The 20399-nt window shown below is 38.2% G+C and carries 19 protein-coding genes; 7 read left to right on the top strand and 12 right to left on the bottom strand.

Going from position 1 to position 20399, the window contains the following annotated elements; translation table 11 throughout:
• Positions 1-42: 42 nt before the first annotated feature.
• Positions 43-2364, bottom strand: a complete 2322-nt coding sequence (locus tag Q8865_03055; protein ID MDP4152408.1) for a sugar phosphate nucleotidyltransferase — start codon at positions 2362-2364, stop codon at positions 43-45.
• A 200-nt stretch (positions 2365-2564) separates the two neighbouring features.
• Here Q8865_03055 and Q8865_03050 point away from each other — a divergent pair, with 200 nt between their 5' ends.
• Positions 2565-3878: a peptidylprolyl isomerase gene (locus Q8865_03050; GenBank protein MDP4152407.1), complete on the top strand. Its 1314-nt coding sequence runs from the start codon at positions 2565-2567 to the stop codon at positions 3876-3878.
• A gap of 221 nt (positions 3879-4099) precedes the next feature.
• Here Q8865_03050 and Q8865_03045 read toward each other — a convergent pair whose 3' ends face one another.
• From Q8865_03045 to Q8865_03010, 8 genes are all read right to left on the bottom strand, one after another.
• The gene (locus tag Q8865_03045) at positions 4100-4804 is read right to left on the bottom strand and encodes an ABC transporter ATP-binding protein (protein ID MDP4152406.1); all 705 of its coding nucleotides are present in this window, start codon (positions 4802-4804) and stop codon (positions 4100-4102) included.
• 15 nt (positions 4805-4819) lie between these two features.
• On the bottom strand, positions 4820-5581 hold the full coding sequence (locus tag Q8865_03040; protein MDP4152405.1) for an ABC transporter ATP-binding protein: 762 nt from the start codon (positions 5579-5581) through the stop codon (positions 4820-4822).
• On the bottom strand, positions 5578-6621 hold the full coding sequence (locus Q8865_03035; GenBank protein ID MDP4152404.1) for a branched-chain amino acid ABC transporter permease: 1044 nt from the start codon (positions 6619-6621) through the stop codon (positions 5578-5580). The genes Q8865_03040 and Q8865_03035 overlap by 4 nt, the downstream gene beginning before the upstream one ends.
• An 8-nt stretch (positions 6622-6629) precedes the next feature.
• Positions 6630-7514 (bottom strand): branched-chain amino acid ABC transporter permease, encoded by an 885-nt coding sequence (locus Q8865_03030; GenBank protein MDP4152403.1) that lies wholly within the window; start codon positions 7512-7514, stop codon positions 6630-6632.
• A gap of 166 nt (positions 7515-7680) precedes the next feature.
• Positions 7681-8868, bottom strand: coding sequence for an ABC transporter substrate-binding protein (locus Q8865_03025; protein ID MDP4152402.1), 1188 nt, complete (start codon positions 8866-8868; stop codon positions 7681-7683).
• 200 nt (positions 8869-9068) lie between these two features.
• Entirely contained in the window at positions 9069-9212 is a 144-nt protein-coding gene (locus tag Q8865_03020) for a hypothetical protein (GenBank protein MDP4152401.1), read from the bottom strand.
• 45 nt (positions 9213-9257) lie between these two features.
• Complete coding sequence (locus tag Q8865_03015) at positions 9258-10457, bottom strand: LysM peptidoglycan-binding domain-containing protein (GenBank protein MDP4152400.1); 1200 nt, start codon at positions 10455-10457, stop codon at positions 9258-9260.
• A complete protein-coding gene (locus Q8865_03010; GenBank protein MDP4152399.1) occupies positions 10447-10923 on the bottom strand; it encodes a hypothetical protein in 477 nt (158 codons plus the stop codon). Before Q8865_03010 ends, Q8865_03015 begins: the two co-directional genes overlap by 11 nt.
• Before the next feature lie 645 nt (positions 10924-11568).
• Between Q8865_03010 and Q8865_03005 the strand changes: the two genes are divergently transcribed.
• The 6 genes from Q8865_03005 to Q8865_02980 are packed head-to-tail and all read left to right on the top strand — an operon-like array spanning position 11569 to position 17324.
• Positions 11569-12645, top strand: a complete 1077-nt coding sequence (locus Q8865_03005; GenBank protein MDP4152398.1) for a peptidoglycan bridge formation glycyltransferase FemA/FemB family protein — start codon at positions 11569-11571, stop codon at positions 12643-12645.
• Positions 12642-13736, top strand: a complete 1095-nt coding sequence (alr, locus tag Q8865_03000) for an alanine racemase (protein MDP4152397.1) — start codon at positions 12642-12644, stop codon at positions 13734-13736. The genes Q8865_03005 and alr overlap by 4 nt, the downstream gene beginning before the upstream one ends.
• Before the next feature lie 18 nt (positions 13737-13754).
• Complete coding sequence (locus Q8865_02995; GenBank protein ID MDP4152396.1) at positions 13755-15122, top strand: aminotransferase class I/II-fold pyridoxal phosphate-dependent enzyme; 1368 nt, start codon at positions 13755-13757, stop codon at positions 15120-15122.
• Positions 15123-15124: 2 nt separating this feature from the next.
• Entirely contained in the window at positions 15125-15451 is a 327-nt protein-coding gene (locus tag Q8865_02990; protein MDP4152395.1) for a cyclic-di-AMP receptor, read from the top strand.
• Between the two features lie 20 nt (positions 15452-15471).
• Positions 15472-16467 carry a DNA polymerase III subunit gene (locus Q8865_02985; protein ID MDP4152394.1) on the top strand — a complete coding sequence of 332 codons (996 nt, stop codon included), beginning with the start codon at positions 15472-15474 and terminating at the stop codon, positions 16465-16467.
• On the top strand, positions 16464-17324 hold the full coding sequence (locus tag Q8865_02980) for a stage 0 sporulation family protein (GenBank protein MDP4152393.1): 861 nt from the start codon (positions 16464-16466) through the stop codon (positions 17322-17324). The genes Q8865_02985 and Q8865_02980 overlap by 4 nt, the downstream gene beginning before the upstream one ends.
• A 177-nt stretch (positions 17325-17501) precedes the next feature.
• Here Q8865_02980 and Q8865_02975 read toward each other — a convergent pair whose 3' ends face one another.
• The 3 genes from Q8865_02975 to Q8865_02965 form a co-directional block, all read right to left on the bottom strand.
• Complete coding sequence (locus tag Q8865_02975; GenBank protein MDP4152392.1) at positions 17502-18011, bottom strand: superoxide dismutase family protein; 510 nt, start codon at positions 18009-18011, stop codon at positions 17502-17504.
• 73 nt (positions 18012-18084) lie between these two features.
• Positions 18085-18894, bottom strand: a complete 810-nt coding sequence (locus tag Q8865_02970; protein ID MDP4152391.1) for a purine-nucleoside phosphorylase — start codon at positions 18892-18894, stop codon at positions 18085-18087.
• A gap of 61 nt (positions 18895-18955) precedes the next feature.
• Positions 18956-20041 (bottom strand): putative PEP-binding protein, encoded by a 1086-nt coding sequence (locus Q8865_02965; protein ID MDP4152390.1) that lies wholly within the window; start codon positions 20039-20041, stop codon positions 18956-18958.
• Between the last annotated feature and the right edge of the window lie 358 nt (positions 20042-20399).

Raw genomic sequence — 20399 nt, 5'->3', positions numbered from 1 at the left:
TAACTACAACGGTATATATTGTCAAGCCTCACTAAATCAAGCTTATGGCTCCGCATTATCTGCAAGACGATAAATCTCCCGTTTATAAAAATTGCAAAGTTCCTCAGCCGTTTCAGTGTTGGAAGCCTCAATTCGCAGATTAAAACCTCCCTTTTTTTTGGGTACAAGAAGAACCTCGGCATTTTTCTGTTCAAATCGGATTCCTTCGATTAACTCAGCGCTTCCCTCAAGTTTACTTTGCAGTTTTCGTATAACATAAGATTTACGATTTGCAGGAATCCATACTTCTGCTTTTTTAATAAAGAAACGCGGCAAACGTTCTGAGAACTTTTTAAGAGAAATCTTATTTCTGCTAAGTGATTCCATTATTCTCATTACTGCAAATAGAGAATCGTATAATGCCGGCTCATCATATAGATGGTGCCGTGCATTCTTATCGGAGTTGTCCGCTGGTGAAACTAGCACTTTTTCATATTTAACTCCGTATTCTTCGCAAATTCTGTCGAAAGCAGAAGGACGATTGTAAAAATAAGATACTTTTTTCTTACCTTTTTCGATAATAGATAACAAAGTTAATGCTCCCGTAAAGTCTGAAGAAAGCACTTCAAGCTCTTCATCTTTTGCGGACAACCACGTGCCGCTATTGTCAATATAAAAGTGAGGAATACCCAGTTTTTCAGTTTCAGAGATCATTATTCCACATGCAGTCAGCGCTTTGACTATTGTCGATCGGATAATCTGAGATTTGCACCCTATATATACTTCCCCTACGAGAGGTGTATTTATCGACTTTGTTAAAGCATTTATATAAAGTAAATCTATACCGTCTATACTTTGCGTTGCTTTAATATCTGTATACGATGCCCTTGAGAAGTCATCTTTATAAAAAGCATTTTGAAGCTTGCGTTCTATATATCTGGGAATACTAATACTGTCTTCGCCCTTTATCTCAATATGCAATAAACCGTTACGTTCAGAGATAAAAAACCCGCCATCCAGACCATAAGCATGTATGCTATAAGAAAGCAGCGCGCTAAACCCTTTTCCCAATCTGAAAACATTTGCTCCTGAAAATGATGCTCCTGATGCAAGGGCAGAACCTATCAAACGGGCGGTGGCCGAACCATCACACATAATTCCACATTTAAAACCCTTTTTCAGCGATGCTAGGGCAGCGCCAAGCCTACAGCACATCTCTGGAGTTATATCGATTCCTGCCTCGCCGGCAATCTCCTCTTCATCAAATAAATTATTTCCTGAATTACCCCAAACGACATTTGTTGTAATATGCGCGTGTTCAGGAATTGTTTTATTATTCCAAATTTTTACGTTAGGATTTATTTGGACATTATCCCCAATGATACAGTTTGCGCCGATTACACTGCCCTCTTGTAAAGAAACACCCTTTTTTAAGACTGCCGCGTGGCAAGTTACAGCCCCTTGTAGTTCACAGTTGTCTCCAATTCGTGAATAACTATGAATAATACTATGGGAAAGCCTGCAATTCTTTCCGACTGAGGTGAAATCCCCAATTATGACATTCGGTCCTATTGTCGACCCTTCTCCTATATTGACTCCATCGCCAAAATAGACAGGTTCATTAATTTTGCATCCCTTAAATTTATTTGTATTATTCTCATGTTTCGTATATAAATTAAACTTATCATTAAGCGAATCAATATTACTGGCAGTGTACGCGTTTATATCGCCTATATCACACCAGTAACCTTCAGCGTCATATGCATAAATAGAAACTCCATCATTCATCAGCTTTGGAAAAAGATCTTTTGAAAAATCGAAAACTGTATCCCCAGGAATAAGATTAAGCACATCAGAGTTTACTATATATATCCCTGTATTAACTGTATCAGCAAAAACCTCATTCCATGCGGGTTTTTCTACAAACCGTGTTACTTTGCCGGTATCGTCTGTCATTACAACGCCATATTCAAGAGGATTATGGATATGGGTCAGTACAATTGTTACTGCCGCATTTTTCGATTTGTGCCATTTTATAGCGCTTTTTAAATCGAAATCACAAACTGCATCGCCGCTTATCACAAGAAAATCTCCATCTAAAAACGTTTCGCAGTTTTTAACGCTTCCAGCTGTTCCTAAAGGTTTCTCTTCAATAAAATAGCGGAGATTAACACCAAACCGGCTTCCATCATCAAAATAATCTGTAATAACGCGTGGTAAATACTGTAAAGTAGCTGCTATATCTGTAATTCCGTTGTTTTTGAGAAGGGCAATTATATACTCCATGACAGGTTTCCCAAGCAGAGGAACCATAGGCTTAGGTGTGTCACATGTTATAGGACGCAGGCGGCTGCCTTCCCCTCCCGCCATAATCACTGCTTTCATATATTCCCTCTTTACTGCAGATTTTGTTGTAAGTTTATTATTAACTATTGACATATAAAAATACCTTTTAATAAATAAAGCAGCCTTTTAATAAACATTTTTTAGTATATTTGCCCAATTTCTTTTAAATATATGTAGACATGCTTTTAAAATAAACGTATAATAACTTTGTTATACATTTTTAGGAGGTAACAAATTAAATGAAAGCCAGTAAAACAATTTCTATGATAACAGCTGCTGTAGTCTCTGCAACTCTGTTATCAGGTTGTGGATTAAGCTCAGCGCCGGCAATGACCGTCAACGGTTACAAGATTAATAAACTCGCTTATTCAAATTTTTTAAGTGAAGGCATATCTGTTGCACAGAGTAAACTATTGAAATCTATTGATAAGATGACTGATTCAGACAAGGTTGATGGTAAGCCATATAAGGATTTTATTATCAGCTATGCAAATGATTTAGGTAAAGAGTATGCACTTGAGGATACTTATTTTGATACTGCAGGTTTAACATTTGACGACAAAGATAGAACAACGCTTGGACAATATACTACAAATATCGCCGATAACTATAAGGGTCAGTCAAACCTTGATGCTGCCTTAAAAGAGCAGGGGCTAACAATGTCTGAACTTGAGGAATACTACAGACATAATATAAAAGTTACCAAGTTGTCCGATTCCTTGTTTGGCGAAAAAGGTACAGTTGAGGCTCTTACAGATGCAAAACTTAAAGAGATTTTCAAAAGCGATTATTACAGAGTAAAACATATACTTCTACAGACAAAGGATAATACAACGGGAAAAGATCTTGACGAATCTGCCGTAAAGCAAAAAGAGGCAACATATAATGACCTGCTGACAAAAGCGCAAAATGGAGAAAATTTTGATTCCCTCGTTTCAACACACAGCGAAGACCCAGGAAGTACATCTCAAAAAGACGGCTATTTTTTAAGTAAATATACAACTAACTACGACTCGATTTTTACAGAGACAAGCTTGTCTTTAAAAGAAAATGAAATCAAAGGATGCAAAACACAATTTGGTTTTCACATTATAAAACGTTACCCGATAGACGCAGACACGACCTTTGACAGCCAAAAAGCTACTGTTAAAAGTGAAGTTCAGAAATTTAAATTAAAACAATATGTTCAATCACAGGCTAAAAATCCCAAGGTTTCTATAAACAAATCTGTTGAAGAAAAATATCTTAAAGAGATAATTGATAACTATAAAGCTCAGCAGCAAGCAGCAGCAAATTCAGCCAATAATTCAAATGGATCAGCAAGTAATAGCTCATCCTCAAGTGCAAACTCAGCGGCTGCAAGCAGTTCAGCACCTGCTTCATCAAGCTCCGCGGCTGCTTCAAATTCTGCGGCTGCTTCATCATCGGCAAATAGCACATCAAGTACAGCTAATAAGCCTGCAGCTAATAGTTCAGCAAATGCAAATAACACAGCAAGTAGCTCCGCACCAGCTGCACCGTCAGGCAATTCTAGCGCGCCCAGCAGTAAGTAATTGTGAATCTTAAATAAAAAACTAAAGGTCTCATGCTTCGAGTTTAAAGCGTGAGACCTTTTTTATTGAAATATATAAATGCACTCTAATAATTACCCCTTGATTCTCGAGTTAAACAAATACCTTATAATGCCTTAGGCAGGACGTCGCAATTAAATAGTTTTTTAAAATTAATGGCACCGTTTTAGCGGTGCCATTATCTATTTTTATAAATAATATTACTACGCGCCTAGATAAGCCTTTTTAACTTTTTCATTCTCCATCAACTCATCTGCAACGCCTTCCATTACAATCCTGCCTGTTTCCAACACATATGCTCTATTTGCTATAGATAACGCCATTTTAGCATTTTGTTCAACGAGAAGAACAGTAACCCCGCTGCTATTTACCTCTTTAATAATATCAAATATATTTTTGACTATAATAGGTGCAAGCCCCATAGAAGGTTCATCAAGAAGCAATATTGATGGGTTTACCATAAGCCCGCGACCCATTGCAAGCATTTGCTGTTCTCCGCCGGATAACGTTCCCGCAAGCTGATTCTGTCTTTCCTTAAGCCTTGGGAACTTTCTATAGACTGCAAGCATATTTTTTTCAACGTCATCTTTATTCTTTAAAATATAGGCGCCTAACTCAAGATTTTCTTTTACGGTCAGCTGTGAAAATACGCGCCTTCCTTCAGGAACGTGTGCCATGCCAAAACCTATAATTTTACTAGCATCTACCGCAAGTAAATTATGATCGCGGAGAGTAATCTCCCCTGATTTAGGCTTGATTAGACCTGATATTGCCTGTAACGTTGACGTTTTTCCGGCGCCATTCGCACCAATCAACGACACTATTTCTCCTTCATTTACATGAAGACTGACATCTTTTATAGCATGAATCCCGCCATAATATACATTTAGATTTTTAACCGAAAGCATTAGCGTTCTCCTTTCCTAACTGCCTAGGTATGCGCCGATAACCTTAGGATCGGCAGCTATTTGAGCGGGAGTGCCCATTGCGATTGTATTACCATAGTCAAGCACAACTATCCTCTCACAAATCCCCATTACAAGATTCATATCATGCTCAATAAGCAAAACTGAAACCCCGAATTTATCGCGTATAAATTTAATTGTATTCATCAAATCCTGCGTTTCTGTAGGATTCATACCTGCCGCTGGTTCATCCAGCAATAAAATTTTAGGCTGTGTAGCAAGAGCTCTTGCTATTTCAAGTTTTCTCTGCTGCCCATATGGCAGGTTGTCAGCAAGCTGGTCAGATAAATTTTCCAGTCCAAAAACCGCAAGAAGCTCTTTCGCTTTATTATCCATTTGCTTTTCTTCTTTCCAGTATCTCGGCAATCTTAGAATTGCTTCTGGCAAAGAACAATGCATATTTTTATGAAATGCGATTTTAACGTTATCAATTACACTCATCTTTTTGAAAAGCCTTATATTCTGGAAAGTACGTGCAAGCCCATAACGTGAAATCTGGTGAGGTTTTTTGCCTCTAACAAGTTTGCCGTCAATAAAAATATCTCCGTTAGTAGCCTGATAAACACCTGTCAACAAGTTAAATACTGTAGTCTTTCCGGCGCCGTTAGGTCCAATCAAACCAACAAGCTCACCGTCATTAATCTCAATTTGAAAATTCTCAACCGCTTTAAGTCCGCCGAATTGCACGGACAGATTATTTACTTCAAGAATAATACTCATTTTCTGTCCGTCTCCTTTTTACTTTGAGTTCCATTATCTTTGTTGTGTTTAACTGAATTTACTATTTTTTCTATTAACCTTGTAAGTGAAAATTCATATGTTCCGAGAAGGCCAGTTGGTTTAAATATCATTATTATCACGAGAGCCGCAGAATACAAAACCATTCTGTACGATGCAAATTCACGCAAAGCCTCCGGCAAAATCGTAAGGAATATCGCTGCTAAAATAGAGCCAGTGAAACTCCCCATTCCGCCAAGTACCACTGTGACCAGGATCTCAATCGATTTATTATAGTCGAATACCTTTGCTCCGAGAATTCCGATATATTGCGCGTAAATGCCTCCCGCAACTCCTGCGAAAAATGCAGATATCGCAAATGCCAGAACCTTAAAGTAAGTCGATGGTATGCCAAGCGATTCTGCTGCTATTTCATCATCTCTAACCGACATTATGGCCCGTCCATGCCGTGACCTTATTATCATATATAGAATAATGACTGTAACCACTGTAACTATGTATACAGTATTTGGAGTCGCAAGCTTTGGGATTCTATTTAAGCCACGAGCGCCTCCTGTAATTTTCATATTTTCAATTATTACTCTGATTATTTCCCCGAAGCCAAGAGTAATGATTGCAAGATAGTCTCCATGAAGACGAAGAGCCGGAATACCGACAAGAATGCCGAAAATAGACGCCACTAATCCGCCAAAAATCAGTGAGATAAAAAACAAGGAAGTCTTGGGAAGCCCCCCAAAGCCTAGTGCCGCTGCATTTTTTGCTAATAAGGCTGCGGAATAAGCACCGACAGACATAAACCCAGCATGACCCAAAGCCATTTCCCCGAGAAAACCGACCGCAAGGTTCAAGCTTGTTGCAAGAATAATATTAATGCCTATAACAAGCAAAATGCCTTGATAGTATGAGTTAATTAGCCCTCCGCTTATTAAAGACTGCATTATTAACCAAACAAGCAAAATCGCTGCCACGTTAATTATGTAGGAAGCAGGTTTTCCAATTTTAAATAATTTATTTTTATCCATATTTGCACCTACACTTTCTCGCTGCGATTTTTACCTAAAATACCTGACGGTTTTACAAGAAGCACAATAATCAGAATTCCATAAACGACTGCGTCAGCAAGCTGTGATGATATATACGCCTTCGCAAGGCTCTCTGCAACACCAAGTACGATACCACCCACCATAGCTCCAGGTATTAAGCCGATTCCGCCAAGAACTGCAGCGATAAATGCTTTGATACCAATAAACGAACCCATAAGAGGATCAATCTGCGGATAAGCCGATGCATATAAAACAGTCGCAACGGCTGCAAGTCCGGAACCGATCGCAAATGTTATCGAAATAGTAGCATTTACATTGACACCCATAAGACGCGCCGTATCGGTATCTTCTGAAACTGCGCGCATCGCTTTACCGATTTTTGTCTTTTTAATAAATACCTGCAGCCCTATCATTATTAAAACAGAGACAATAATAGTTATCAGTGTTGGAAATGATAAATTAAATCCCCCGATAGACGGCATAGTTACATTAAACATTTGGGGAACATTTCTCGGGTCAGGCGAAAACAAAAGCATAAATAAATTTTCGAGAAATAAGCTTACGCCGATCGCTGTGATTAAAGCAGACATACGGGGCGAATTACGAAGCGGTTTATAAGCTACAATTTCTATCAAAACGCCTAATATGGCGCACAAGACAACTGCACCAAAAACGCTTATCCATGCAGGTATTCCAAACTGTGCAAGGATAGGAATAAGCATTATGCATATGTACCCACCGACCATAATTATATCGCCGTGCGCAAAATTTATTAACTGAACAATGCCGTACACCATGGTATAACCAATAGCGATAAGGGCATATATGCTTCCAAGCTGCAAACCGTTCAACAGTTGCTTAATAAAGCCCATACTGTATCCTCCTATGATACCATAAATCAAAAAACCGCTACTTACGGCGGTTTGCAAAGCGACTCTCCGCCCCGTTTGATTGTTCAAGCAGGCGGGACAGTCCCTTTGCTTGCAAAATATTTAACATATGGGCAGACCAAAACAGGCCTGCCCATATGTAATTAAATTACGCGCTTACTTTGGTCTCAAGAACGTAGTCGTCATTCAGAATCTTTATAACCGTAACATTTTTAATAGGATCACCGTTATTACCATATTTAATAGTGCCGGTGACGCCGTCATAACTAGTGCTCTTAAGGGCTTTAATAACAGCTTCTTTATCTGTAGTACCAGCGGTTTTAATTGCATTAGCTATTATGTATGCAGCATCATAACCAAGAGCAGCAAATGAATTTGCAGCTTCATTGTACTTTGCCTGATAAGCTTCGTTGAATTTTACAACTTTTTGATCAGTATCTTTACTAAAGTAATGATTGCTGAAATAGCAGTTGTCTAATGCTTTTGCACCGTCTTTATCAAGAACTTTTAAAACGCCGTCCCAACCATCTGTACCAAGGAGAGGCTTGTCAAATCCAACGCTTCTTGCTTGTGCGCCAATTAAAGCGACTCTATTATAATAATCAGGAACAAATAAAGCGTCTGCACCAGACTGCTGAACTTTTGTTAACTGTGTCTTAAAATCTTTATCGTCGTTGCCATAACCTTCGTATGCAACAACTTGCATGCCTTTTGATTCTGCTGTTGATTTAAATGATGCAGCAGCGCCGGAAGAATAGTCATCAGATACATTATAAACTATAGCAACTTTTTTAGCTTTAAGATTATCAGATGCAAATGTTGCCATAACTTTTCCCTGGAAAGGATCGATAAAGCATGCGCGGAAAATATTGTCGCCATATGTAGTTACATCAGGAGCAGTTGCTGTTGCTGTAACCATAGGCATTCTGTCGGTAGCTGCTTTATCTGCAACTGCAATAGTCGGCTTGCTTGTTACATCGCCAAGAAGAACATCCATCTTTTCACTTACAAGTTTATTATAAGCGTTTACTGCTTCTGTGGCGTCACCCTTTTCATCAAGGACGTCATATTTAATCTGTACGCCGTTTATGCCGCCATTCTTATTAATCTCATCAAAAGCCAGGACAGCCCCGTTTTTAGCCGCTGTACCATAAATTGCAACGTTTCCAGTCAGTGGAGCAAGAATTCCCACCATAACCTGGCTTATTGCTTTAGATGTATTTGCACTGTTGTTAGCATTAGTGTCAGTTCCTTTTGAAGCCGCACCTGAAGCGCAACCTGCTAAAAGGGAGAGTGCCAGTACTAGTGCTGTTAATACTAATAGATTTTTCTTCATAAATTTTCCTCCCCATGATTTTGATGCTATTGCACCTTAAAAATTATTATATTTTCCATTATATTATTAGTATTAAAAAAAATCAATTGTAATTTATTTTTTTGTTTATAATAAGAAAAAAAGCCTGATAATTCAGGCTCCAGACTGTCGAAAAAGTACGCGCACCGCAAAAGCGATTACGTATAAGTAATAAGAATGGCTCAAGCGTCCCCGTACCGGGGCGCTTTTGCTTTCTTCAGAACAGGCGCCCTGCTGTATCTGCATACAGCGACGAGCGCCTGTTCTTCGTCTGCTTGTCCTTTTTCAATGTCTGCCAGCTTGCCGAAAACATAGTTTTTCGACAAGCTGAAGCCTGATAATTCAGGCTCCTCCTATAATATATTGAAAATTTATGATTTTGGTGTACTTGCAATATCAGCCTCTTTTAATGCATCTATGCAATTTTGACATTGATCCTGGGTACCCACAATATATAATTCCGAAGGGGATGTCCCCGACTGAAGAATAACATGCGCCCCGAAAGTATTCGCTGATACAGCATCATATGCAGCTTTTGCATTTATATTTTCCGGCTTGTATTTACTAACCTCAAGCATTGACTCAGCTGAATCATTTTTTGTTGTTTCAAGATTCTGAAAAATGTTTGAAACATCAGTAATAGTATCTTTGCTGCCTACTGCCATTGCATAAGACAGATCATCAGGTTTTGTCACTATACTTGCCTTAATATTTAATTTTTGTAATACTGCCTCAAAGTCATTTGCATTAATATTTTTAAAACTAAGTTCAACTTTATTTAAAACAGAATTTCCTTTATCATCTTTACTGAAGTATTCTTTCTTATCGATCATCCTGGAAACAAGCATTGCATATGCTATATTTCTAGGTGTAGCTTCTATAAGTAAAATATGCGCATCTTTTTTGTTAACCTTAACACTTCTTGTCTCGATTCCAAGCGAATCAGTAACCTCGATTAACTGCTGAGCATTTAAGTTCGAAAGTTTTAGTTTTGTAGCTAACTCTTCATAAATAAATGTGTTTTGAAGCCTGTCCTTGGGGCCAACAATAACGACATCATTGTCAACCAAATAGGAAAGATTATTCGCCTTTTCTGTAATTAAATTTAATGCCTTTATATAAGAAACAACAGAGGCGGTTATACTAATTTTCTGAGGCTGACCTATGTACAAAATTCTTTTATTGGAGAAATTCGAAATTACATTTAGTATATCTCTTATATCGGTATTACGAAAATCAATCGAAATATCCTCAAGTGACTCTGACTCTGGTTCAACATTAATATTAGCGCTTGCGGTAATGCCCTGCTCTCCTGTCGGCTGACCACTTGGTGCCTGTGTAGGTGTACTTCCCGGATCTGGTATGATCAGAATTTTGCCGGCAGTAATACTGTCATTTTGAATCCCGTTTGCATTTTTAATATCCTGAACTTTAATCCCGAACTTTTTCGCTATACCTCCTAATGTATCACCTTTCTCAATAGTATATTGAGACTGTGCATAAGACGTCACTGATAAAAAAGAAAGGACTAATAGCAAAGCGCATAAACGAAAGATATATTTATTTCTCATCATCAGCCTCCTGCTTTTGCGCCGGAATAGTATAGGCAGGATTGTCTAAAGTCAGCTGTACATTTTTACCGCCTATTGTAAAAACCGCCGTTCCTTCACTTGCGCTTTCTAAACTGATCTGCCCAACGGTTTCACCCACACTGATTGATATAACGCCGTATGACGTATCTAATACAGCGGCCGAAGTGCCATTTGAAATTTGAACAATTCCCTTTAATTCGATTTTACCTGTTATATTATTATTTATATTTTCAAGCCTGTTAACAGGCAGCATATCCATTTGTTCTTCTTTAACTTCTGAATCAATATCGGTCTCTTTAGCTGTCTGAACTCTAACAAATTCATCTGCGCTTAGCAAATTATATGTTATTATTCCGAAAGCGGTTACTGCAACAAGCAGGATTACTATTATTGCAATCAAACGAACTAACCTTGGCCTTTTTGCCCATTTATTTTTATATTTCATAAAACTCCAAAAACCGCTGAAATTGAAATAAGTAATTACTCGCGGTTACCGCGAAAACGGCAGGCGGCATGCCGAACTGAAAAAAATATATAATTTATTTTACTATTTTTAAGGGTTTTATGTCAATTGAATTTGTAATTATTCACGTTATATTAAAATTTGACATTATTTCTTATTGCATTTCGGTCGAATGCATACACCGCTTGCCCCCCAAACACAACATTTGCATTCTGATTTTTTCATAAGAAGTGCTTTTTCAAGTGCAATATATCCGCTGCTTTTTTTAAAAGCAGTCCATAAACTTGTAAAACATTCTTTTTTTAGTGATGCAACATTGCTATACTGGCTTTCGTTTCTATACAATTTTTTTCGACATTTAACGCTGCAACAGATCATATCATACCTTTTCTTTTCAAAATCCTTACCACAAATTATGCACTTTGTTTTCATAAACACTGCATCACCCCCAAAATTCTATTTGTTAAGAACATATGTTCGAATGTATTTTAATATAACTTCCAGATTTAGTCAATAATTTTTTTAAAAAATGGGGGCCTGGGATTTGAATTTAAATTTATTTATGTAGTTAGGAAAATTTATGCTATAATTGGTATACTACTAATGCAGGAGGGGTCTTAAACGGAGATTTTAAATAAAAACCAATATGCAGAGTATGAAAGCTTTGTGTCCACTTCACCCAAGGGGCATTTTTGTCAAAGCATTATGTGGTCAAAAGTGAAAAGTGCCTGGGCATTTGAAGCTGTTGTCGAACGAAACGAAAATGGCGAAATTATCGGTGCGCTGGGCATTTTAATACGAAAAGTACCATTTATGAATTATTCTATTATGTACGCCCCAAGAGGGCCTGTTTGTGATGTTCATGATAAAAGGGTTTTAACTTCGCTTATCGCAGGTGTGAAAGAACTTGCAAAGCGTTATCACGCCTATATTTTCAAGATGGATCCTGATGTAAAAAGTTCAGATCATGAATTCAGCGATATAATGAAAGAAATGGGCTTTACGATACGTGAAGACAGCAAAACGTTTGATGCCATACAACCTCGGTACGTATTTAGACTAGATATCAAAGATAAAACATCTGACGAAGTAATGGCTCAGTTTCATAGTAAAACTAGATATAATATTCGAGTGGCAATAAAGAATGGGGTCACTTCAAAAATAGGAACCAGAGAAGATTTAAAGGCTTTTTACGACCTTATGCTTGAAACCGGCATGAGAGACGATTTCGTTACGCGTCCTCTTTCATACTTTGAGCGTATGTATGATGCACTTGGTGAGCACATGAGACTTTACTTAATGATGCACGATAATAAGCCTATATCCGGTTCGATCGCGATTCATTACGGTGATAAGGTCTGGTATCTATATGGTGCCTCGTCTAACGCCTATAGAAATGTGATGCCTAATTACCTGATGCAGTGGGAAATGATAAATTGGGCTTTAGAACTAAAATGTAATATTTATGATTTTAGGGGCGTCGCCGGAATTATAGATGAAACTCATCCTCTCTACGGTTTATATCGTTTTAAAAAAGGGTTTAACGGGGAATTTACTGAGTTTGTGGGGGAAATGAATCTGGTATTAAACCCGTTTATAAATAAACTTACTGTCGTAGGAGAACATGCTTTTAAGCGTTTTTCGAAAATAAGATATAAACTTAAGAATAGGAACTCCGCTCAGCATAGGGAGGAGAAAATATGAAACGGCTTGTCGTTGAAACCGACAAGATTCAAAGTAATATAGACATAATCAAAAAGTACTCTTGCGGAGCAAAACTTATAGCCGTTGTTAAAGGAAACGGATATGGTCTTGGACTTGTCCCACTTGCTCGTATTGTTGAGAAAGAGGCCGACATGCTTGCAGTATCAACAGTAGCAGAGGCAGCAGCGATTCGCAACGCAGGAATAGAGTGTGAAATTTTAGTATTGACTCCTACCAGCCTTGAGGATGAGATTAATAGTATACTCAAATATAATCTTACTGCTGCTATTGGAAATGAGGACAGCGCTATAAAGCTGGAAAAAGCCGCTTCAGAGGCGAATGTCAATATATCCGCCCACCTGCTGTTTGACACCGGATTTGGTCGTGACGGTTTTATGCCCGAAGACATAGACAGAGTAATATCATTAATAAAATCTTTAAAATATATTAATATCACTGGAACATTCAGTCATCTGTATGCATCTTTCTCCAAAAACTTTAAGCTTGTGGACAAGCAGTATAATTTATTTACTGAAATATGCAACAAATTGCAGTCGAGTCATATAGATCCCGGCATGCGCCATATTGCAAATTCATGTGCTGTATTTTTACATCAGGATAAATTATTGGATGCTGTAAGAGTAGGATCAGCCCTTGTTGGCAAATTGCCTCTCAAAGAAACGTATGGATTGCAATCAGTAGGCTATCTCGAATGCACTATTGATAATATTAGAAAACTGCCCCCCAGTCATAACGTCGGATATGGAGATGTTTTCAAAACTAAAAAAGAGACCGTTACCGCACTCGCAGATGCCGGATATGCAGACGGACTTAATATTAAAAGAGCCGGAGATGCGTTTAATTTCAAAGAAGGCTTACGCGGTGTTTACCGTGCTGTTTGTGCGATGCTTCGAAGAGAAATTTTAAGCTGCGAAATAAATGGCAAGAAAGCCTATGCCCTGGGCAGGGTATGTATGCTCGGGACAATATTAGATATTACTGATATAAACTGCAACGCCGGAGATATTGCAATTTTCCGTCATATCAGTCCGATGCTGGTCAGTTCAGAAATACCTCGCGAATACAGATAGCTCGAATTCGGAGGAAAAATGTCTATCTACAATGCATTAAAAGAGTATGAAAATTTGCAGACGCGTTTTCACATGCCCGGACACGGCGGACTCGATTCCAAAGATATTTTAAAAGAATTAGACAGCATACTTCCGTTTGATGTTACTGAGACCTCATTAACGGATAATTTGTATGATCCCAAAGCTTTTATAAAACAAAGCGAACGTAAAATTACAGATTTTTATGGCACAAAAGCAAGCGTTATTTCCGCCGGGGGGGCAACGCTTTGCATAAACACTGCGCTAATGCTCGCAGGCGGTCAGGGAAATACGATTGCAGTAGACAGAAGATGCCATAAGTCGGTTTATAATACAATGGTTCTCCTTGATCAAAAGCCAGTGTACATTTACCCTGATGCTGAGAAAAATTCTGTATTAAATTATATTGACCCGGGGAAACTTGAAAGTTTGCTTAAGGAAAAGCCGAACATTTCCTGCATAATCGTTACAAGTCCCACATATTATGGTATAATAAGTAATATCAAAGAAATATCAAAAGTGTGTCATAAATATAATTCGCTTCTTGTAGTTGACAATGCGCATGGTTCACACCTAATTTTAGATAAAAACCTTCATCCATTATTCAATGGCGCTGATATTGTAATAGATTCGCTTCATAAAACTTTACCAGCCCTTACGGGGGCAGCCTTGCTTCATTCACAGCGTTTTTCATCAGAAGAACTTAAATCCGCGATGTCTCTATTTGGATCATCAAGTCCTTCTTATCTTATATCAATGTCGGCTGATCTTTGCACAGATTATCTAATAAGCGGGAAAGCCACGGTTGATTTTAATGAAGTAAAAACATATATCGAAGAAGTAGGACAATATGTTGAGTCGCATTCAAAAGTCAGTGTCATATGCGGCGGAAAAGAAAGCAGAAACAATTCATTTTATTTGGATCCCTGGCGTTTAACCCTTGATTTTAATATGACACAATTATCGGCAGAAACTGCATCAGACGCTCTCTTAAAAAAAGGTATTTCTATAGAATTTGCAGATAACCGTTATATGGTGCTAATCATACCTCCCAAAACCAATAGAGAAAGCCTAAAGTATTTTGGACGGCAGTTATGCACCATTCTTAATAAACTTCCCGAATCTCCTAAAAATAAAGAAATCCCGGATTTGCGTTTTGAGCAAGTGCTTTCGCCTCGGGCTGCATACTTTTCCCCTATTAAAAAAGAAATCCCGCTAAATGAATCGCTTGATAGAATATGTGGTAAAGCGGTTATACCTTACCCCCCCGGTATTCCTCTCATATCACCCGGTGAAAAAATTACCCGTGAATTTATTGAGTATTGCAAAGGCACTATAGATAAAATCACAATTATCGAGGAGGGCTGAAAATGAAATTAATTATGGCTATTGTTAACAATGATGACAGCTCCGCAGTCCAGAAGCATTTGACTAAGGAAGGCATTCAGGTCACCAAACTTGCAACAACTGGCGGTTTTCTAATGAGCGGCAATACAACGTTTATCATTGGGATTGAAGAGGATAAGGTTGACAAAGCCCTTGAAATTATTGAAAAGTACAGCAAACAGCGAAAACAGGTGATGCCAACCGCTGTTACAGGCAATGGTCTAGGAATGTACACTTCTTTTCCTGTAGAAGTAACAGTTGGCGGTGCAACCGTTTTTGTGCTCGATGTTGAAAGATTCGAGAAGTTATAAAATTTCTTTGTGGGGTTCGAATGAACAGTATCCTGACAGAAAATGTATTTGGCAACGAATCCGTCCGTGACCGTCTTGAACAGGCGGTTCGGACGGACACTATTTCTCATGCCTACATATTCAGCGGACAGGCAGGACTTTACAAATCAAATACGGCTTTACTTTTTGCACAGATGATATTATGCGATAATGAAAATAAGCCCTGCGGTCACTGCCCGTCTTGTTTAAAAGTATCAAGCGGCAATCATCCTGACATGTTAGTCACGGATGCCGGGGATAATGTAAAATCAATAAAGGTCGAATTAATTCGATCGATTCGCTCTCAGGCATATATTATGCCAAGCGAGGGCAAAAGAAAAATATTTATTATACGCGATGCACATAAAATGACTATTGCTGCTCAGAATGCTCTGCTTAAAATATTTGAAGAGCCGCCCTCTTCTGCCGTATTTATTCTCGTCACTGAAAATCTCCAAAAACTTCTTCCCACTGTAAAATCACGCGGTTCTATAATCAATTTCATATCACCTAGCATTGAAGATACAAAACTTTTCCTTAATAAAAAATATGAATCCAAGTATCCAAAAGAGTTAATCTCAAATGCCTCCTCCTTTGCGGGTGGCGCACCTGGAGAAGCGGAAAATATTTTAGAGAATACTAAGGTGACAGGTTTTGCACCTGGGTTTTTTAAAGCCGCCGTCTCTGGTGACTTATATACATTTTTGCAGAGAATTCTCTCTATGACCGAAAACCGAACTTCTTTTTTACAATATTGTGACTCAATCATAAAAGGGTGCAGTGATCTGATAAAAATCAAGGGCCAGAGTAATGGTAACCTTTTTCATCCTGAAAGCAGGCAAATACTCACAGAGTATTCGAGGAAATTGACAAGAGCCAATCTGTTTAATATAATAGACATAATTCATAAATGCAGGGACACCGCAGAAAACACCAATACCTCGCTATCTGTCGTTGCAATGAATATGCTTTTAAAATGCTGGGAGGAAATACATTGATTATATGCGGAGTCAGATTTAAAAAGGTTGGGAAGCTCTACTACTTTGATCCCGCCGGCATTCCTCTTTCCGTAGGTGATATGGTTATCGTTGAAACGATACGTGGAATAGAAATGGGTGAGGTCGCTATCGCCTCAAAAGATATCGAGCCTGACCCAAGCCGGGAAATAAAGAAGGTTTTAAGGCTTGCCACTCAAGAAGACTTGGAACATGCCTCAGAAAATAAAAAGAAAGAAGATTCAGCCTTTAAGATATGTCTCGAAAAGATTGCACATCACAAACTGGATATGAAACTTGTTGACGTAGAATACACATTTGACAATAATAAAATCCTGTTCTATTTTACAGCTGACGGACGTGTTGATTTCAGAGATCTTGTTAAAGATCTTGCATCTGTGTTCCGTACTCGTATCGAGCTTAGACAAATCGGAGTTAGGGATGAGGCAAAAATGCTTGGCGGCGTAGGAATATGCGGTCAGCCATTTTGCTGTGCTACTCATCTTGGGGAATTTCAGCCTGTATCAATAAAAATGGCAAAGGAACAGGGGCTTTCGCTTAATCCTACTAAAATTTCAGGTACATGCGGAAGACTTATGTGCTGTCTTAAATATGAGCAGGCTGCATACGACGAACTGTTGCGCATTACTCCAAAAGCCGGCGCTATTGTCAGTACACCTGATGGGAACGGGACTGTAGTTGAAGCTAATCCTATTACGGGAGTAATTAAGATAGGACTTGAAAAATCACCGGAGTTGCCGCCTAAAATTTATTCGCGCGAAGATATAAAAGTAATTAAAGACGCAGTCATTCATGTTGAAAAAAATGAAATTGAAATGCTGAAAGGTTTAGAAGAATAGTTTAATTTTTACCACAGCCCTTTTTATAAATATTAAAAAATTATTTTCAAATTTTTCATTTTAATTTAAGAATCCAAGTGTATTATATAAATATGGAAAGCACTTTTCATATTATCCACCCCAAATACCAAGTAAAGCTGCAGCATTTAAATGCTGCAGCTTTACTTATATAGATAATTATATCCTTAAATTTTGTTTAATAACACCGCATGCAATCTTTTCGCCGGAATTCCCCGAAGGATTTGTTGTTAAGTCATCCTGATTTTGATGTATTATAACAGTTTTGCCCAGTAAATCAAAAGGACGAAATTTGGTCGTATAAAAAATTAAGTACGCATATCCGTCACTTGCAAACAAAGGTGGCATATCACCTGTATGTAATGGATGAAGTCGGCTATCGGTGTCATAATGTCCTCCGGTATCCGCAAAAGGCTGTTCTGGAGTGCCTGTACAACTGCTGCCCTCGTGAATATGAAAGCCATGTATCCCTGTTAATTCTTTGCCGTCAGCTCCTGTTTTTGGGAGATTAAATACTTCAGCGACTATAAGCGTTCCTCTCCCGGCATCGTAAAAGTCAACCTGACCTCTTATATCCTCATACTCAGGGTTACCCAAGATATCGGCCACAGCATCGGGGTGACGTGTTTGCAGCAGCCGTGTAAACATTTCAGTTCCTATTAAAGGCATATACTATCTTCCTTTCTAAAGACCATTCGATACAGTATATGCCTTTCGATTGTTTTTGTGTTTTGATAAAAAATCATAGATTTTTGATCGTATTTTTAATTAAATTTGAAAAATCATTTTGAATTTTTTCAGCAGCTTTAGTAATATCATTGTGAGATAGTTTATATTTCGATATTCCTGTGCCCATATTCGTTATACAGGATATAGCCAAAATTTCCATACCTGCATGATGTGCTGCTATAGCCTCTGGGACGGTAGACATGCCTACGGCATCGGCTCCAAGAAGTCGTGCCATCTTTATTTCAGCAGGTGTTTCATAACTGGGACCTGAAAACCACATATAAACGCCTTCTTTAACAGAGATACCCAAATTATCAGCGGTAGCCTTGCACAATTCAATCAAACGGGGCGTATATATATCACTCATATCAGGAAAGCGTGGTCCGAATTCATCGGCATTAGGACCAATTAGCGGGTTGCGAAATGCAAAATTAATATGATCCGTAATCAGCATAAGGTTACCGGGTGAAAAGCTTGGATTTATCCCGCCTGCCGCGTTTGTTAAAATTAATGTTTTTACACCAAGCAGCCTCATTACTCTTATGGGAAAAACAATATCAAGAGGGGAATAACCTTCATAAAAATGAAGTCTTCCGTTCATTAAAACAACATCTTTACCGGACAGTTTGCCAAATACCAGTTTTCCCTCGTGTCCGGGAGCTGTTGAAGGTTTGAACCCCGGAATATCGTCAAATGGTATTTCAACTGCGATTTCAGCCTCTTTTGCGAGATTACCGCATCCCGACCCCAATACTATGCCTATTTCAGGTTCTGTTTCAATATACCTTTTTATATTGCTTACAGCTAAGTTATAAAATTTCATTTATTTACCCTCTAATAGATTCCTTTAGAGATATTATAGAAATGTTTGATACTAATGTCAATTATGCAAGAGCGGCATAATAGCTTCCCAAGAATGAAGAAGTTTGAATAACAGCTTCAGTATATGATATGCTTTTTGCAGCTGCGGCAAAATCGTTAAAGTCAGTTTCAGGTAAGCAAAACTTAGTGATCCCGGCACCAATTACCAATTTTAAAAATGCCGGATCACAAAGCTTTATTCCGCATGCAACGGCTGGAATACCAGTTTTTCTAGAGGCAAGTGCAACTCTCTGCGCCGCTTTAACAGCTGCCCTGGTGCTCTTAAATTCACGCATCAATCCATTAAACCCAATGTTAACAAAGGCACAATGCCGCATGATATCATCACAAAGTATTACTGCTGAAGGGGTTTCAATCATTGCGCCAAAACCAACATTCCCACGGAACATTGGTTTTACATTAAGTATATCTTTTTCGTCTTCTACATTTGGTATAATAATATTAAACATACGTCCCTGAGCGGCATCTATTAGTTTTTTAATCTGCATTTCGCATAGTTCATCCTGGGAAATGTTTTTGCATAACTCAGTTTTGTCACCTGTTACATCAAATAAGCGCACGTTTATTTTGCGGCAACGATCAAATGCCGATCTATAACTCTTTTCTTCATCCTCTCCGCCTATCAAAATACCTTCGCTGCGCCACATACCTATGTCAACTGGAAATTTGTCAGTTGCCTCTATTATGTCCTTATAAGTAAGCACGCTTGCAGATAAGGATATTTTAATACCGTCACTTGTTGTTATGTTGTTTATATCCAAAGGTTGTCGTACTTTATTAATTACACTGTTCATCAGCGATTCATCGGGGTTTATGATTATAACATGACGTCTTCCGTCTATAATAAGACTTTCACTGTTTCTTATGCGTGACAATATATCGTTTTCAACGACAGCAATAGACGCACACATTTGCTTTAAAAAAATTACACTGTGTGACAGCAGACCTTTTTCATCAGTAATTACACCGCTGATCGTATTTTTATAACGCATAAGATTTGAAATATCGTCCACATCCGTCAGAATGTCAACTCCGGTATGACCTGCTATAACTTTTGAATCAAATGTTTTGCAAGAAACAATATCCATAAATTACCATCACCCCGACGTTCTTATTATACAAATAATTTGTGTCGAAAATTGTCAAAAAATAATTTATTCAAGCTTTTTATTCTATGGTATGCATATTAATAATTTTTGACATTTATGACATGACTTATACAAAAACGGCAGAAATAAGGATAAAATATTGTATTTTTTTCTTGTTTTCTATAAAATAATGAATCAGAACTAGGAACAAAAAAATTAATAGTTACCCCCCGGCAAAGCCGGGGGTTCTTCATATGCGGGCAAAGCCCTGTTTTTCTGGCGGCGCCTCAAGGCGCTGGTACGGTCTGCCACTTGCAAAAGTGTGTTACTTGCTACCCGTAAACGGGTCTACGTACTC

This window comes from Bacillota bacterium (genome assembly GCA_030705925.1).
GTDB lineage: Bacteria > Bacillota > Clostridia > Oscillospirales > Feifaniaceae > JAUZPM01.
The sequence above is the reverse complement of the archived record's forward strand: the minus strand, read 5'-3'. Positions and strand labels throughout refer to the sequence as shown.

What these genes read in the sequence shown, in the direction of transcription:
- Q8865_03050 (MDP4152407.1), top strand. Translation starts at nt 2,565, where the DNA reads ATGAAAGCCAGTAAAACAATTTCTATGATAACAGCTGCTGTAGTCTCT.
- Q8865_03030 (MDP4152403.1), bottom strand. Translation starts at nt 7,514, where the DNA reads ATGGGCTTTATTAAGCAACTGTTGAACGGTTTGCAGCTTGGAAGCATA.
- Q8865_03045 (MDP4152406.1), bottom strand. Translation starts at nt 4,804, where the DNA reads ATGCTTTCGGTTAAAAATCTAAATGTATATTATGGCGGGATTCATGCT.
- Q8865_02975 (MDP4152392.1), bottom strand. Translation starts at nt 18,011, where the DNA reads ATGCCTTTAATAGGAACTGAAATGTTTACACGGCTGCTGCAAACACGT.
- Q8865_02965 (MDP4152390.1), bottom strand. Translation starts at nt 20,041, where the DNA reads ATGGATATTGTTTCTTGCAAAACATTTGATTCAAAAGTTATAGCAGGT.
- Q8865_02970 (MDP4152391.1), bottom strand. Translation starts at nt 18,894, where the DNA reads ATGAAATTTTATAACTTAGCTGTAAGCAATATAAAAAGGTATATTGAA.
- Q8865_03035 (MDP4152404.1), bottom strand. Translation starts at nt 6,621, where the DNA reads ATGGATAAAAATAAATTATTTAAAATTGGAAAACCTGCTTCCTACATA.
- Q8865_02985 (MDP4152394.1), top strand. Translation starts at nt 15,472, where the DNA reads ATGAACAGTATCCTGACAGAAAATGTATTTGGCAACGAATCCGTCCGT.
- Q8865_02990 (MDP4152395.1), top strand. Translation starts at nt 15,125, where the DNA reads ATGAAATTAATTATGGCTATTGTTAACAATGATGACAGCTCCGCAGTC.
- Q8865_03055 (MDP4152408.1), bottom strand. Translation starts at nt 2,364, where the DNA reads ATGAAAGCAGTGATTATGGCGGGAGGGGAAGGCAGCCGCCTGCGTCCT.
- Q8865_03015 (MDP4152400.1), bottom strand. Translation starts at nt 10,457, where the DNA reads ATGAGAAATAAATATATCTTTCGTTTATGCGCTTTGCTATTAGTCCTT.
- Q8865_03040 (MDP4152405.1), bottom strand. Translation starts at nt 5,581, where the DNA reads ATGAGTATTATTCTTGAAGTAAATAATCTGTCCGTGCAATTCGGCGGA.
- alr (MDP4152397.1), top strand. Translation starts at nt 12,642, where the DNA reads ATGAAACGGCTTGTCGTTGAAACCGACAAGATTCAAAGTAATATAGAC.
- Q8865_03010 (MDP4152399.1), bottom strand. Translation starts at nt 10,923, where the DNA reads ATGAAATATAAAAATAAATGGGCAAAAAGGCCAAGGTTAGTTCGTTTG.
- Q8865_02995 (MDP4152396.1), top strand. Translation starts at nt 13,755, where the DNA reads ATGTCTATCTACAATGCATTAAAAGAGTATGAAAATTTGCAGACGCGT.
- Q8865_03025 (MDP4152402.1), bottom strand. Translation starts at nt 8,868, where the DNA reads ATGAAGAAAAATCTATTAGTATTAACAGCACTAGTACTGGCACTCTCC.